The organism is Ruegeria sp. B32, from assembly GCF_025141855.1.
GTDB classification, from domain to species: Bacteria; Pseudomonadota; Alphaproteobacteria; order Rhodobacterales; family Rhodobacteraceae; genus Ruegeria; species Ruegeria arenilitoris.
On sequence record NZ_CP081106.1, the window covers coordinates 2,922,573 to 2,937,279 of the forward strand.

A 14,707-nucleotide genomic window follows, 5' to 3' on the forward strand; every position below is an offset into this window, starting at 1 on the left:
ACGCCGCTAGCCCAGAATGCCCGGCAGGCGCAGGCCGTGTTCGCGGGCGCAGTCCTTGGCGATGTCATACCCCGCATCCGCATGGCGCCACACGCCAGAGGCCGGGTCGTTCCACAACACCCGCTCGAGCCGCCGCGCGGCGTCCTCGGTGCCGTCGGCGCAGATCACCACGCCCGCATGCTGGCTGAAGCCCATGCCGACTCCGCCGCCGTGATGCAGCGACACCCAGGTCGCGCCGCTGGCGGTGTTGATCAGCGCGTTCAGCAGCGGCCAGTCCGACACGGCGTCGGACCCGTCCAGCATCGCCTCGGTCTCGCGGTTGGGACTGGCAACCGAACCGCTGTCGAGGTGGTCGCGTCCGATCACCACCGGGGCCTTCAGCTCTCCGTTCGCGACCATCTCGTTGAAGGCCAGACCCGCGCGGTGCCGGTCGCCCAGCCCGATCCAGCAGATCCGCGCGGGCAGACCCTGAAACGCGATCCGGACACGGGCCATGTCCAGCCAGCGATGCAGATGCTCGTTCTCGGGGAACAGCTCCTTCATCTTGGCATCAGTCTTGTAGATGTCCTCGGGGTCACCCGACAGCGCGCACCAGCGGAACGGGCCGATGCCACGGCAGAACAGCGGGCGGATATAGGCCGGGACGAAACCGGGAAAGGCAAAGGCGTTCTCAAGCCCCTCGTCCTGCGCCACCTGACGGATGTTGTTGCCATAATCCAGCGTCGGCACGCCCGCGTTCCAGAAATCGACCATCGCCGCGACATGCTGCTTCATCGAGGCGCGTGCGGCCTTTTCCACAGCTTTAGGGTCTGTTTCCCGCTTTTCGCGCCACTGGGCCAGGGTCCAGCCCAAGGGCAGATACCCGTTGATCGGGTCATGCGCGCTGGTCTGGTCGGTTACAATGTCGGGGCGCATCCCGCCGGCCTGCATCCGGGCGTAAATCTCGGGAAAGATCTCGGCCGCATTGCCCAGCAGACCCACGGACTTCGCCTCGCCCGCCTTGGTCCAGCGGTCGATCATGGCGAGCGCCTCGTCCAGAGTTTCGGCCTTTTCATCCAGGTATTTGGTGCGCAGGCGGAAATCGATGCTGTCGGGGTTGCATTCCACCGCCAGACAGCAGGCCCCGGCGAAGACTGCCGCGAGGGGCTGTGCTCCGCCCATGCCGCCCAGCCCCCCGGTCAGGATCCATCGGCCGGTCAGGTCGCCGCCATAGTGCTGGCGCCCGGCCTCGGCGAAGGTTTCATAGGTGCCCTGAACGATGCCCTGCGTACCGATATAGATCCACGACCCGGCCGTCATCTGGCCGTACATCATCAGGCCCTTCTTATCCAATTCGTTGAAATGGTCCCAGGTCGCCCAATGCGGCACGAGGTTGGAATTGGCGATCAGCACCCGCGGCGCGTCCTTGTGCGTGCGGATGATCGCCACCGGCTTGCCGGACTGCACGATCAGGGTCTCGTCGGACTCGAGATCCTTCAAACTGGCAACGATAGTGTCGAAATCCTTCCAGGTTCGGGCCGCGCGGCCGATACCGCCATAGACCACCAATTCGTGCGGGTTTTCAGCAACGTCGGGGTGCAGGTTGTTCATCAGCATCCGCAACGGGGCCTCGGTCAGCCAGCTTTTGGCATTCAGGTCCGGCCCGGTCGGCGGAAAGACGTCACGGGTGTTTTTGCGCGGGTCACTCATTTCGGGGCTCCTTTTTCGGCCAGCGCGCCAGACAGGGCCAGGGCACGCAGGCGGTCAAGCATCTCTTTCAGGTGCGGGCGCAGGCGTTCGGCCCGGTCCGCGCGCCAGGTCCAGGGCGAGGTCTCGTCCATATAGGCGCATTGGGCGATCTCCATCTGGATCGCATGTATGCCCTTGTCCGGACGGCCATAGTTCCGGGTGGTCCAGCCGCCCTTGAACCGGCCGTTCAGCACCGCGGTACAGCCCGACGCCCGGGCCACGGCGTCCACCGCCTGCGCGACCTCGGGGGCGCAGGTGGTTCCGTCATTGGTGCCTGTGTTGAACACCGGCAGTTCTCCGTCGAACAGGAAGGGGATCCGCGACCGGATCGAATGGCAGTCGAACAAGATCACCACGCCATGCCTGACCCGCACCCGCTCCAATTCTTCCTGCAACGCGGCGTGGTAGGGGGCGTGGAACTTTTCGCGCCTCTCCTCGATTTCATCTTCCGACGGCTCCTGACCTTCCAGCCATATGGGGCGCCCGTCGAAATCGGTCAGAGGCACCAGGGTCGTCGTGTTCTGCCCCGGATAGAGCGACTGACCTGCAGGGTCACGATTGGCGTCGATCACATAGCGGTGCACGCGGGACTGAACCACCGTCGCATCGCCCAATAGCCCTTTATAGAGCCTATTTATGTGCCAATCCGTGTCCGCCAACGCCCGGCCGGTCTGGTTCAGGCGCGCATGGATCTCCTCGGGCACGAAGGTTCCGCCATGCGGTTGGCCCAGCACGATCGGGCCCTGCCCCCGCTGCACCTCGACCACGGTCATGCCGTCACCTCCGGCAGCGGTACGCCCAGCGCCTCCAGCATCGCGCCGCTGGCCACAAGATCCTTGGCCTGCTCCAGTTCCGGGGCCAGGTATCGGTCCTCCGCCAAAGGCGGGATATCGGCGCGCAGCCGCGCAATCACCCGCTGCAAGGGCGCGCTGGTGACCAGCGGGGCGCGGAACTCGACGCCCTGGGCGGCGCAGAGCAGTTCGATCCCCAGAATGTGGTTCAGGTTTTCCACCATGCGCGTCAGACGCCGCGCCCCGTGGGCCGCCATCGAGACGTGATCCTCCTGGTTGGCCGAGGTGGGCGTGCTGTCGGTGACGCAGGGGTTGGCCAGATGCTTGTTTTCGCTCATCAGTGCGGCGGTCGTGACCTCGGCGATCATGAAGCCGGAATTCAGACCCGGATCGGGGGTCAGGAATGGCGGCAGATCGAAGCTGAGCGTCGGATCCACCATCAGCGCGATCCGGCGTTGCGCGATGGCCCCGATCTCGGACAGGGCCAGCGCGATCATGTCGGCGGCAAATCCCACCGGTTCGGCGTGAAAATTGCCGCCCGAAACGATCATGTCGGGATCGGACAGCACCAGCGGGTTGTCAGTGGCCGCGTTGGCCTCGGTCTGCAGGGTGGCGGCAGCCTGCCGGATCACGTCCATCGCGGCACCGGTGACCTGCGGCTGGCAGCGAATGCAATACGGATCCTGCACGCGGCTGTCGCCCTCGCGATGGCTTTCGCGTATTTCCGACCCCTGCAACACGGCCCGCATGGCGCTGGCGGCCTCGATCTGGCCGCGATGACCGCGCAGGGCATGGATCTCGGGTTGCAGCGGCGCGGTGGAGCCCATGATGGCATCGGTCGATACGGCCGAAACGACGAGCGCGTTCTGCGCCGCGCGCCAGCCTTCGAACAGGCCCGCCAAGGCGTAGGCCGTCGAGAACTGGGTGCCGTTGATGAAGGCCAGGCCCTCTTTCGGCCCCAGCTGAACAGGCTCTAACCCGGCTTTTTTCAAGGCTTGGGCGCCCGGCATGACCGTACCGTCCAGCTCGGCTTCGCCTTCGCCGATGACCACCGCCGTCATGTGGGCCAGCGGCGCCAGATCACCCGAGGCCCCCACCGAGCCCTGCGCCGGGATCACCGGGGTCACGCCACGGGCCAGCATCTGCTGCAGCAGATCTACCAGCGCCCACCGCACACCGGATGCGCCGCGCCCGAAGGACAACAGCTTGAGCGCCATCATCAGGCGCGCCAACCGCCGCGGCACCGCCGAGCCAACCCCGCAGCAATGGCTGAGGATCAGGTTGCGCTGCAGCGCCGAGGTGTCCTTGGCCGCGATCTTGAGGCTTGCCAGCTTGCCGAAACCGGTATTCACGCCATAGACGGGCTGGTCCCCGGCGGCGGCCTCGGCGATGCGGGCGGCGGCGGCCTCGACAGCCGGGCGACAGCAATTATCCAGAACCACCGGCGTTTCGTTCCAGTAGATATCCGCCAGTTGGGCCAGCGAGACCAGCCCCGGAACCAAGGTCAGAGCGCTCATGCCTCCCCTCCGAAAATGCGCGCGTGCAGCGGGTTGAACCCGATCCGATAGGCCAGCTCGGCCGGGTGAGAGACGTCCCACACGGCCAGATCCGCCCGCTGCCCCGGCGCTATCGTGCCGGCATCACTCAGCCCAAGCGCGCGGGCGGCATTGCGGGTGACCCCAGCCAACGCCTCGGCCGGGGTCATGCCAAACAGGGTGCAGCCCATGTTCATCGTCAGCAGCAGCGACGTCAGCGGCGAGGACCCCGGGTTGCAATCGGTGGCCAGGGCCATCGGCACCCCGGCCTTGCGGAACAGGTCGATCGGCGGAGCCTGCGTTTCCCGCAACGTGTAGAATGCCCCGGGCAGCAGAACCGCAGTCGTTCCAGCCTCGGCCATGGCCGCCACTCCGGCGGCATCCACATATTCGACATGATCGGCTGACAGGGCGCCGTAGGACGCAGCCAGCCGGGCCCCGCCCAGGTTCGACAATTGCTCGGCATGCAGTTTGACCGGCAGCCCCAAATCACGCGCTGCGACGAACACCCGCGCGATCTGAGTCGTATCGAACGCGATTCCCTCGCAGAACCCGTCGACCGCGTCGACCAGCCCCTCGGCATGGGCCGCACGCAGGGTCGGGATGCAGACCGTGTCGATATAGGCGTCTGCACGCCCGGTGAATTCGGGCGGCACTGCATGTGCCCCCAGAAAGCTGGTCCGAACCCGCACCGGGCGCTGCTTTGCAATTTCCCGGGCCCCGCGCAACATGCGCAGCTCGGTGTCCTGATCCAGTCCATAGCCGGACTTGATTTCAATGCAGGTCACACCCTCGGCCAACAGCGCGTCTATGCGAGGCAGCGCCTCTTGGATCAGGTCCTGAATACTGGCGGCGCGTGTGGCTGTGACCGTCGACAGAATTCCCCCGCTGGCGCGCGCAATCTCTTCGTAGGTTGCCCCGTTCAGCCGCATTTCGAACTCAACCGCCCGGTTACCCCCGAAAATCGCATGCGTGTGCGGATCGATCAGGCCCGGAGTGATCAACCGATCTGCAAAATCGACGATCGGCCAGTCGGCGTGATCCGGCGGCAGATCTCGGTGCGGCCCGATCCATTTGATCCGGCCCGACGAAACAGCAATCGCCGCGTCTTCGACCAAGCCATAGGACGCAACCCCATCCGCCATGGTTGCGATCCGCCGACAACAAATCACCGAATTTCTGGTCATCGCGATTCTTTTGGACTCCCCTCGGGTTTCAATTTTTCGTATACGTGTAAAAAATTAAAGTCTACACAAAAAGAAGCACTGATGCCGATCCATGCCAAAACCGCCTTGTTAGGCTCTGACTGGGTTTCGGACCTGAGGGTCGAAACTGCGAATGGCGTCATCACCGGATTGGAGATCGGCGCGGGTCCGCAGTCGGCCGACACCAGCGTTGATGCCCTGCTGCCAGCCTTGTCGAACCTGCACAGCCACGCGTTTCAGCGCGCCATGGCAGGTATGACCGAGTTTCGCGCAGCCGGGCGGGAAAGCTTCTGGTCCTGGCGAAATCTGATGTACCGCTTTCTGGACAGGTTGACGCCCGAGCAGATGGAGGCCATCGCTGCGCTGGTGTTCCTTGAGATGCAGGAGGCCGGATATGCCGCGGTCGGGGAATTCCACTATGTGCATCACCAGCCCGGCGGCGCGCCCTACGACCAGCTTTCCGAGCTGAGCCAGCGTATCTTCGCAGCAGCTTTGCGGACGGGAATCGGTCTGACCCATTTGCCGGTTCTCTATTCCTACGGCGGCGTCCGGCAAGAGCCCCTGTCTGGCGGCCAGTTGCGGTTCGGCAATGACGTGGACCGGTTCACGGACCTGTATCACGAGTGCCGGTCGGCTGCCGCAGATCTTGCCGCGGACACGGTGGTCGGCATCGCGCCGCATTCCTTGCGCGCCACCTCACCCAAGGACTTGGCCCTGCTGCTGGCGCAAGTTCCGGAGGGTCCGGTTCACATCCATATCGCCGAACAGGTGAAAGAGGTCGAGGACGTGCAATCCGCTTTGGGCCAACGCCCGGTCGCCTGGCTTCTGGACAACGCCCAGGTCGATTCACGCTGGTGTCTGATCCATGCTACCCAGATGGACGACGCCGAAACACGCGCTCTGGCGCGTTCGGGGGCCGTGGCCGGCCTGTGTCCGATCACAGAAGCCAACCTGGGCGACGGGATCTTCAACGGAGTGCCCTACCTTGAAACTCAAGGACGGTTCGGGGTCGGATCAGACTCTAACGTGCGGATTTCTCTGCCAGAGGAGTTGCGCAGTCTGGAATACTCCCAGCGCCTTCGCGACCGATCCCGCGCGGTTCTGGCGGCAGCCAACGGTTCCGTGGGACATGCGTTGTACACCGGCGCGGCACAAGGCGGGGCGCAGGCTCTGGGCCGCAATGCCGGAGAGATCGCGGTCGGCAAACTGGCCGACCTGGTGGCAGTTGACCGGTCGCACCCAACGCTTTGCGCGCTGGCGGATCATCAACTTCTGGACGGCTTGTGCTTTGCCGCACCCGATGGTCTGGTAACGGATCTGTGGTCGGCAGGCCGTCATATGGTGCGGGATGGCAGGCATATTGCGCGCGAGACGATAATCAGAGACTACAAAGCCGCGATTGCAGACCTGTTGACCGACGTCTGACCCGACAAAGAACTGAGTTGAGATCAAGATGACCCAGACCGCTGACACGACCGGCTACAAGGAAATCAAGCAGACTGTGCTTGACCGCATCCGCTCGGGCCAGTGGCTGCCGGACATGCTGCTGCCCAACGAGCAGGACCTTGCGGTCGAATTTTCCTGCACGCGTACAACGGTCAATCGGGCGCTGCGCGAACTGGCCGAGGAAGGATTTCTGGAACGCCGCCGCAAGGCCGGTACCCGGGTGCTGAGCGCGCCGCAGAGACAGGCCCGGTTCACCATCCCGCTGGTCCGGGAAGAGGTCGAGGCTCTGGGCGGCACCTACCGCTATGCACTTGTCTCGGCCCAAGCCGAACAGGCGCCCGAATGGCTGGCCGCGCGGCTGGCGCTGGGATCGGATCGGCGGGTGATGCATGTGCGGTGCATGCATTTTTCGGACAACACCCCGTTTCAGTTCGAGGATCGCTGGATCGTTACGGCCAGCGTCCCGGCTGTCGAACAGGCTGATTTCTCGACGCTGGGACCCAATGAATGGCTGATTCAGACGGTCCCCTTCACCAATGTCGAGCTGTCTTTTCTGGCAAGCCGCGCCGACGCCGAACTGGCCGGGTTTCTGGACGTAACGGTTGGCGAGCCGGTCTTTACCGCGGAACGTATCACCTGGTTGCAAGGCAGCCCGGTTACCTTCGCCAAGATGTATTTCGCGGCCGGCTACCGGATGACCACCCGGTTCTGAGGCAGTCCGGGCCTTTACCGCGGCCCGATTCCGGTACAGGTTCGCCTTGACCGAGCAACGGCAACACGGAGAACGGGATGAGCAACCCGCTATACGATCGACTTTTCGGCATTCACGCGGGCAAGACAACGCCGTTCCTGCATCTGCCGGACGGACGCGTTCTCTCACATGCCGAATTCCTGGACATGGCGGCCCGGATCGCCAACGCTTTGACGGCCTGCGGGCTGGAACCGGATGACCGCGTTGCGGTGCAGGTCGCGAAATCGCCCGAGGCGCTGGCGCTTTACGCAGCCTGCGTTCAGGCCGGGCTGATCTTTCTGCCGCTGAACACCGCCTACACGACAGACGAGCTGCGGTATTTCATCGAAAACAGCGGTGCTCGGATGGTTGTCGCGGATGCCAAATCACAGGTCGATATCGAGCCGATTGCCCAAGCGCAGAATGCGATGCTCGAAACTCTGAACGCGGACGGTTCCGGCAGCCTGATGCGGCGCGCACTTGGGATGTTGCCAGCCTTCGAACCCGCGCACAGGACCGAGGATGACCTCGCAGCTTTCCTTTACACATCGGGCACCACCGGACGGTCCAAGGGTGCCATGCTGACGCAGGCGAATCTGCTGTCGAACGCCGAAACGCTGGTACGGGAGTGGCGCTTCACCGCGGATGACGTGTTGCTGCACGCGCTGCCGATCTTTCACACTCATGGCCTGTTCGTGGCCACCAATGTCATGCTGTCGGCCGGTGGATCGATGATCTTTCTACCGGGCTTCGATCTGGACGACATCTTGCGCCTGATGCCCAAGGCCACCTCGATGATGGGTGTGCCGACCTTCTATACTCGTCTCTTGGACGACGACCGGTTTACCGGGGATCTGACCCGGCACATGCGGCTGTTCATATCCGGTTCGGCGCCGCTGCTGGCCGAAACCCACACGCGGTTCGAGCAACGCACCGGCCACCGCATCCTGGAACGCTATGGCATGACCGAAACCAACATGAACACCTCGAACCCCTATGACGGCGAGCGTCGGGCCGGAACGGTGGGCTTTCCGCTGCCGGGGGTCGAGTTGAAGATCACCGACCCTGAAACGGGCGATCCGCTGCCGCAGGGCGAGATCGGCATGATCGAAGTGCGCGGCCCGAACGTGTTCAAGGGTTATTGGCAGATGCCCGAGAAAACCGCCGCCGAGCTGCGCGAGGACGGGTTCTTCATCACCGGTGATCTGGGCCGCATCGACGCGGATGGCTATGTGCATATCGTCGGCCGCGGCAAAGACCTGATCATATCGGGCGGCTACAACATCTATCCCAAGGAAATCGAGCTGGTTCTGGATGACCAGCCCGGCGTGCTGGAAAGCGCGGTGATCGGCGTGCAGCACCCGGATTTCGGGGAAACCGTGCTGGGCATCCTGGTGCCCGAGGCCGGCGCGGCACCGGATCTGGACACGATCATGGAGGCGGTGAGCCGAAGCCTTGCCCGTTTCAAACATCCCCGCAGGCTTATCCTGCTGGACGAACTGCCGCGCAATACGATGGGCAAGGTGCAGAAAAACGCCCTCCGCGAGGCCTACAAGAACATGTTCGCGGGCGGCTGATCAGGGGCGCAGCGGCACGCGTCCGGCTTCGGTCAGCAGCCAGCAGTCGCGCCCCTCGAACACGGCAACCCCGGTTTGGCGGCCATAGCCCGCGCCGCTGTCCAGGTTGATGCGGTTCCCGTAATGGGTGGGGCGGTCCACCACCGTGTGGCCATGCACGATCAGCTTGGGGTGCGGGGTTTCGCAGGCGTGAAAACTCTGACGGATCCAGACCAGATCGTCCTCGGCCTGCGCGCCCAGCGGCACGCCCGGCCGGATGCCGGCGTGGACAAAGGCAATCTCGGGGGTCTGATGCATCCGCACCAGGTCGCGCAGAAAAGCCCTGTGCGCGACCGGCACTGCCGCAACGGCCGCGCGATGCACATCCTGCAGCCGGGTGCGGTCTTCGAACTCGACGCCATAGCTGCGCAGGGTTTCGGTGCCGCCCAGCCGCTCGTGCAGCCAGTGGTAGCCGACCAGAAGATGCGGATCATGGCGCGGCTCATCCTGCAGGAACCACGCGAACATCCGGTCATGGTTGCCCAGCAGCGTGACCCAGTTCCGCCCGGCGTCGCGCCCGGCAATCAGCCGGTCCAGCAGGCCCTTGCTGTCGGGGCCGCGATCGACGTAGTCGCCCAGAAACACGATCCGCGCATCGCGCCCGCCATCCTGTTCGATCAGGGACAGGGCGCGGTCGAACTCGGCCGTCTGGCCGTGCAGATCACCGATGGCGTAGGTGGGCGCGGTCATGTCCATGTCTCCGTTCCAGGCGGGGTTGGATTTGCGGGCCTTTGCAACGACAACGCCTGCACCGGGCGGGTGCAGGCGTCAATCGCTTTCATCCGGGTCTTGCCGGATCAAACCACGTCGAACTCCAGCGGCTTGATCTGGGTGAACAGCCCGGTTTCGGCCAGCTTGGCGCGGGCTTCTGCCGGAACCGGCTCGTCAACATACAGCAGCGCGATCGCCTCGCCCCCCGCCTGGGCGCGGCCCAGGGTAAAGTTGGCGATGTTCACGCCATGCTCGCCCATGGTCTTGCCCAGGGTGCCGATGATGCCCGGCACGTCCTCGTTGGTGGTGTACAGCATGTGCGCACCGACTTCGGCATCGATGTTGATGCCCTTGATCTGGATGAAGCGCGGCTTGCCGTCGCTGAACACGGTGCCCCCGATCGAGCGTTCGCGCTTGTCGGTCACCACGGTCACCTTGATATAGCCCTCGAAGGCGCCCGACTTGTCCTGGTTGGTGGTCGAGATCTTGACGCCGCGCTCTTTGGCCACGACCGGAGCCGAGACCATATTCACCTCAGGGTTCGAGCGTTTCATGATCCCCGCCACCACCGCGCAGTTCAGCGCGGCCAGGTTCATCTGCGCCGCCACGCCGTCATACAGGATGTTGATCGCCTTGATCGGCTCGTCGGTCATCTGGCCGATGAAGCTGCCCAGATGGCCGGCCAGCTTGATCCACGGTCCCATGACCTTGGCCTCTTCGGCGGTTACGCTGGGCATGTTCAGCGCATTTTCCACCGCGCCGGTCAGCAGATAGTTCGAGATCTGCTCGGCCACCTGCAGCGCCACGTTTTCCTGCGCTTCGGTGGTCGCCGCGCCCAGATGCGGGGTGCAGACCACGTTGGGCAGGCCGAACAGCGGGTTTTCCTTGGCCGGTTCCTCGCTGAACACGTCGAACCCCGCGCCGGCGACATGGCCGGATTTGATCAGTTCGGCCAGCGCCTCTTCGTCGACCAGACCGCCGCGGGCGCAGTTGATGATGCGCACGCCCTTCTTGGTCTTGGCCAGGTTCTCGCGGCTGAGGATGTTGCGGGTCTGGTCCGTCAGCGGCACGTGCAGGGTGATAAAATCGGCCCGCGCCAGCAGCTCGTCCAACTCGACCTTTTCCACGCCCATCTTGTCGGCCTTCTCCTGGCCCAGATAGGGGTCATAGGCGATGACCTTCATCTTGAGGCCCTGCGCCCGGTCGCAGACGATGCCGCCGATATTGCCGGCGCCGATCACGCCCAGCGTCTTGTTGGTCAGCTCGACCCCCATGAATTTGGACTTTTCCCACTTGCCTGCATGGGTGCTGGCATTGGCCTCGGGGATCTGGCGCGCCACGGCGAACATCATCGCGATGGCGTGCTCGGCGGTTGTGATCATGTTGCCGAACGGCGTGTTCATCACGATCACGCCCTTTTTCGAGGCCGCGTCCTTGTCGATATTGTCGGTGCCGATGCCGGCGCGGCCGATCACCTTCAGCTTGTCGGCCTTTTCCAGGATCTTCTCGGTGACCTTGGTGGCCGAGCGGATGGCCAGGCCGTCATAGTTGCCGATGATCTCGGCCAGCTTTTCCTTGTCCTTGCCCACGTCGGGCATGAAATCCACGTCGATGCCGCGGTCGCGGAAGATCTGAACCGCGGTTTCGCTGAGCTTGTCGGATACGAGTACTTTGGGGGCCATGTGCGTGGTCCTTGAATGGGATGATGGCTCCGGGCCGGACGCGGCCCGGATCTTGTCGGGGAAAAGGGTCAGGCGGCTTCGGCCTGTGCGGCGATCTCGGCTTCGAACGCCCATTTCAGCCAGGGCAGCATCGCCCGGATGTCGGACGTCTCGACCGTGCCGCCGCACCAGATGCGCAGCCCGGCCGGCGCATCGCGATACGCGCCGATGTCCAGCGCCACGTTCTCGGCCTCCAGCCGCTTGGCGACCGCCTTGGCAAAGCTTGCGCCGTCGCGAATGCGCGGATCGGTGAACTTCAGGCAAACGCTGGTGTTCGACCGGGTGGCCGGGTCCTCGGCCAGGTTGTCGATCCAGTCGTTCTGGTCGCAGAAGTCAAAGATCGCCTGCGCATTGGCATCGGCGCGGGCGATCAGGCCCTGCAGCCCGCCGACCGAGCGCGCCCAGTCCAGCGCGAACAGGTAATCCTCGACCGCCAGCATCGACGGCGTGTTGATGGTGGCACCCTGGAAGATGCCCTCGATCAGCTTGCCGCCCTTGGTCAGACGGAAGATCTTCGGCAGCGGCCACGCGGGGGTATAGCTTTCCAGCCGTTCGACCGCGCGGGGGCTGAGGATCAGCAAGCCATGTGCGGCCTCGCCACCCAGAACCTTTTGCCAGCTGAAGGTGGTGACATCCAGCTTGTCCCAGGGCAGGTCCATCGCAAAAGCGGCGCTGGTGGCGTCGCAGATGGTCAGGCCGGCGCGGTCATCGGTGATCCAGTCGCCATTCGGAACCCGTACACCCGAAGTGGTCCCGTTCCAGGTAAAGACCACGTCATTGTTGAAATCGATGGACGCCAGATCGACGATCTGCCCGTAATCGGCGGTTTTCACCTCGGCGTCGATCTTCAGCTGTTTGACCACGTCGGTGACCCAACCCGCGCCAAAGCTTTCCCAGGCCAACATCTCGACCTTGCGTTCGCCCAGCAGCGACCACAGCGCCATTTCCACCGCGCCGGTATCCGAGGCCGGAACGATGCCGATGCGATAGTCAGCCGGAATGCCCAGCAGCTCGCGCGTGCCTTCGATGGCGGCCTTCAGCTTGTCCTTGCCGACGGCGGCGCGGTGCGATCGGCCCAGCGCGGCATCGGCCAGCTTGTTCAGCTCGAATGTGGGGGGTTTGGCGCAGGGGCCCGAGGAAAAACGCGGATTGGCCGGCCGCGTTGCCGGTCGTTCGATGGTCATTGGTGTTACCCTTCCAGATATACGCCCCTCGTTGGGGAGGGGTGTCCCGCGGCCAGACCTAGGGGGCCGCGGTTGGGCGGGCAAGCGGAAAAGACGCTTTGAATATCAAAAACGACACGGGCGGTGACGCCAAATCGGAACACAGGTTTCCGATCGGCGCATTTTGCACCCGCAGAAAGACCTCAGCGATCCAGCCGGACGGTTTCGCCCGTGGCCAGCGATTGTTGCGCCGCCAGCCCCATGCGCACGGCCCACATGCCGTCGGTCAGGCTGACCTCCGGGGCGTCGCGCTCACCGCGCACCAGTGCCAGAAAGCCCTGGTGCTGATAGAAGGTCGAGCCGTTGTGGTCGCCCGCCGCCAGCAGACGCGGATCGACGGGAATGTCGCGGGTGATCGGGCCCTTGGGATCGCGCGGGCTGACGATCAGCTGCGGCACCGGCGGCTCGCCCAGATGTTCGGGCCAGAACCGGCCCGGCCCGGGGACCAGCGCCTCGATCTTGGCCTTGGGGCCGACGACCGAGATTTCCTCCTGATACCGCGCGCCCTCGGCGAACATGCACAGCTCCAGCATCGCCCGCGCGCCCGAGGCGAAATCGACGATGACATAGCCGTGGTCGAGGATGTCGGGCGTCTCGCCGTCATAGGTTTCATCTAGATGGTTCACGGCCTGCCCGCCGCTGGCGCTGACGCGTACAGGATCGGATTGCAGGATCAGGCGCATCAGGTCGAAAAAATGACAGCATTTCTCGACGAAGGTACCGCCCGTGTTGCGGTTGAATCGGTTCCAGTTGCCGACCTTTTCCAGGAACGGAAAGCGGTGTTCGCGGATGCTCAGCATCTTGACGCCGCCGCTGGTGTCCTGCGCCTCGGTGATCAGGGCGGCGATGGGCGGCATGTAGCGATATTCCATCGCCACCCAGATCGGACAGGGATAGCTGCGCTCGATCTCGGCCAGACGGGCCGCATCGCCGGGGTTGGTGAACAGCGGCTTTTCCACCAACAGCGGCAAGGGACGCGTTTCGGCGATCTGGGCGATCTGATCCACATGCAGATGGTTGGGGCTGGCGATGACCAGGCAGTCCAACTCCTCGACCGCCAGCAGATCCTGCACCGAAGCCACCATTCTGGCCCCCGGCGCAATCGCCTGCGCGGCGCGCGCCATCTCGGGGTCGGGCTCGAAAATGGCGGCCACTTGCGTGCCCTCCAGCAGGGCGATGTTGTGCTGGTGTTCCTGCCCCATCATGCCACATCCGATCAGCCCGTAATTGATGGTCCGGGTCATGCGCGTTTCCTCGTCATTTCAGTCGTTGGACGTAAGTTGCCCGGTCCGGGTCGAACCAGGTTTTCGAAAACTCTACGGGTTCAGGCCGTTCCGACCAGCTGAACCGCTCGATGTAACCGACGGTCTCGCCCGCCGGCCGGGTGAAGTGCGCGGGGGTCCAGTCGGGCAGCCGACCGACCGAAACCCGATCCTCGGCGCGGGTGATCCAGAACCCAAGCTGCTGCTGGTAATAGCGATAGAGCGAGTCCGACAGCAGCCGCCGATCGATCAGACCGGCTGATTCGTCCAGCCAGATCTCCTCGACCGCGATGATTGTGTCATTCAGATAGCGCATCCGCCGCACGCGCGACCCGCGCCGCGAGGTGCCGAAATCGGGCAGGTCGGCGGGCTTGTCCAGGTGATCGACCGACAGGATGTCGGCGCGCGGCAGGCCGCCGCCCTCGGGCAGTTCCAGCCGGAACATGGCATAAACGCTGTTCTGGGTCCCGGTCTCGCGCACATAGTTGCCCGAGCCCTGGATCCGCTCGAGCATCCCCTTTTTTTCCAGCTCGGCGAGCGATTTTCGCAGCGTCCCGACCGAGACGTTCAACTGCGCCGCCATGTCCCGCTCGGGCGGCAGACGCTCGCCGTCGATCAGCCGGCCGGCGGCGATGTCGCGGATCAGCAGCTCGGCGATCTGCACATAGATCGGCAGGGCGTTGGGGTTTCTGGTGGATGGGGGCACGCGGGCGCTTCACTTGGTCGCAGAAAAAATTGA

At 64.3% G+C, this 14,707-nt stretch carries 12 protein-coding genes; 3 read left to right on the forward strand and 9 right to left on the reverse strand.

Annotated elements, in window-relative coordinates; translation table 11 throughout:
* Nucleotides 1-6: 6 nt before the first annotated feature.
* From hutU to hutI, 4 genes are read right to left on the reverse strand one after another with little or no spacing between them, the layout of a single operon-like run.
* The gene (hutU, locus tag K3752_RS14840) at nucleotides 7-1,689 is read right to left on the reverse strand and encodes a urocanate hydratase (protein WP_260063647.1); all 1,683 of its coding nucleotides are present in this window, start codon (nucleotides 1,687-1,689) and stop codon (nucleotides 7-9) included.
* On the reverse strand, nucleotides 1,686-2,501 hold the full coding sequence (gene hutG, locus K3752_RS14845) for an N-formylglutamate deformylase (RefSeq protein WP_260063648.1): 816 nt from the start codon (nucleotides 2,499-2,501) through the stop codon (nucleotides 1,686-1,688). Before hutG ends, hutU begins: the two co-directional genes overlap by 4 nt.
* Nucleotides 2,498-4,036: a histidine ammonia-lyase gene (hutH, locus tag K3752_RS14850; protein WP_260063649.1), complete on the reverse strand. Its 1,539-nt coding sequence runs from the start codon at nucleotides 4,034-4,036 to the stop codon at nucleotides 2,498-2,500. Before hutH ends, hutG begins: the two co-directional genes overlap by 4 nt.
* Complete coding sequence (hutI, locus tag K3752_RS14855) at nucleotides 4,033-5,241, reverse strand: imidazolonepropionase (RefSeq protein ID WP_260063650.1); 1,209 nt, start codon at nucleotides 5,239-5,241, stop codon at nucleotides 4,033-4,035. The genes hutH and hutI overlap by 4 nt, the downstream gene beginning before the upstream one ends.
* Before the next feature lie 81 nt (nucleotides 5,242-5,322).
* Here hutI and K3752_RS14860 point away from each other — a divergent pair, with 81 nt between their 5' ends.
* The 3 genes from K3752_RS14860 to K3752_RS14870 all read left to right on the forward strand — a co-directional run bounded on the left by K3752_RS14860 (nucleotide 5,323) and on the right by K3752_RS14870 (nucleotide 9,012).
* Nucleotides 5,323-6,684, forward strand: a complete 1,362-nt coding sequence (locus K3752_RS14860; protein WP_260063651.1) for a formimidoylglutamate deiminase — start codon at nucleotides 5,323-5,325, stop codon at nucleotides 6,682-6,684.
* 28 nt (nucleotides 6,685-6,712) lie between these two features.
* Nucleotides 6,713-7,417 (forward strand): GntR family transcriptional regulator, encoded by a 705-nt coding sequence (locus K3752_RS14865; RefSeq protein ID WP_170529664.1) that lies wholly within the window; start codon nucleotides 6,713-6,715, stop codon nucleotides 7,415-7,417.
* A gap of 77 nt (nucleotides 7,418-7,494) precedes the next feature.
* A complete protein-coding gene (locus K3752_RS14870; protein ID WP_260063652.1) occupies nucleotides 7,495-9,012 on the forward strand; it encodes a malonyl-CoA synthase in 1,518 nt (505 codons plus the stop codon).
* Here K3752_RS14870 and K3752_RS14875 read toward each other — a convergent pair whose 3' ends face one another.
* From K3752_RS14875 to K3752_RS14895, 5 genes are all read right to left on the reverse strand, one after another.
* On the reverse strand, nucleotides 9,013-9,741 hold the full coding sequence (locus tag K3752_RS14875; protein ID WP_170360686.1) for a metallophosphoesterase: 729 nt from the start codon (nucleotides 9,739-9,741) through the stop codon (nucleotides 9,013-9,015).
* 107 nt (nucleotides 9,742-9,848) lie between these two features.
* Entirely contained in the window at nucleotides 9,849-11,444 is a 1,596-nt protein-coding gene (gene serA, locus K3752_RS14880) for a phosphoglycerate dehydrogenase (protein WP_170341193.1), read from the reverse strand.
* A gap of 68 nt (nucleotides 11,445-11,512) precedes the next feature.
* Nucleotides 11,513-12,667: a phosphoserine transaminase gene (locus K3752_RS14885; protein WP_260063653.1), complete on the reverse strand. Its 1,155-nt coding sequence runs from the start codon at nucleotides 12,665-12,667 to the stop codon at nucleotides 11,513-11,515.
* A gap of 182 nt (nucleotides 12,668-12,849) precedes the next feature.
* Nucleotides 12,850-13,950: a Gfo/Idh/MocA family protein gene (locus K3752_RS14890; RefSeq protein ID WP_260063654.1), complete on the reverse strand. Its 1,101-nt coding sequence runs from the start codon at nucleotides 13,948-13,950 to the stop codon at nucleotides 12,850-12,852.
* A 13-nt stretch (nucleotides 13,951-13,963) separates the two neighbouring features.
* Nucleotides 13,964-14,674 (reverse strand): GntR family transcriptional regulator, encoded by a 711-nt coding sequence (locus K3752_RS14895; protein ID WP_093964188.1) that lies wholly within the window; start codon nucleotides 14,672-14,674, stop codon nucleotides 13,964-13,966.
* Between the last annotated feature and the right edge of the window lie 33 nt (nucleotides 14,675-14,707).

Excerpts from the sequence above, each read along its gene's own strand:
- K3752_RS14865 (WP_170529664.1), top strand. The coding sequence starts at position 6,713 with ATGACCCAGACCGCTGACACGACCGGCTACAAGGAAATCAAGCAGACT.
- K3752_RS14885 (WP_260063653.1), bottom strand. The coding sequence starts at position 12,667 with ATGACCATCGAACGACCGGCAACGCGGCCGGCCAATCCGCGTTTTTCC.
- hutH (WP_260063649.1), bottom strand. The coding sequence starts at position 4,036 with ATGAGCGCTCTGACCTTGGTTCCGGGGCTGGTCTCGCTGGCCCAACTG.
- serA (WP_170341193.1), bottom strand. The coding sequence starts at position 11,444 with ATGGCCCCCAAAGTACTCGTATCCGACAAGCTCAGCGAAACCGCGGTT.
- hutG (WP_260063648.1), bottom strand. The coding sequence starts at position 2,501 with ATGACCGTGGTCGAGGTGCAGCGGGGGCAGGGCCCGATCGTGCTGGGC.
- hutI (WP_260063650.1), bottom strand. The coding sequence starts at position 5,241 with ATGACCAGAAATTCGGTGATTTGTTGTCGGCGGATCGCAACCATGGCG.
- K3752_RS14860 (WP_260063651.1), top strand. The coding sequence starts at position 5,323 with ATGCCGATCCATGCCAAAACCGCCTTGTTAGGCTCTGACTGGGTTTCG.
- K3752_RS14890 (WP_260063654.1), bottom strand. The coding sequence starts at position 13,950 with ATGACCCGGACCATCAATTACGGGCTGATCGGATGTGGCATGATGGGG.
- K3752_RS14875 (WP_170360686.1), bottom strand. The coding sequence starts at position 9,741 with ATGACCGCGCCCACCTACGCCATCGGTGATCTGCACGGCCAGACGGCC.
- K3752_RS14870 (WP_260063652.1), top strand. The coding sequence starts at position 7,495 with ATGAGCAACCCGCTATACGATCGACTTTTCGGCATTCACGCGGGCAAG.
- hutU (WP_260063647.1), bottom strand. The coding sequence starts at position 1,689 with ATGAGTGACCCGCGCAAAAACACCCGTGACGTCTTTCCGCCGACCGGG.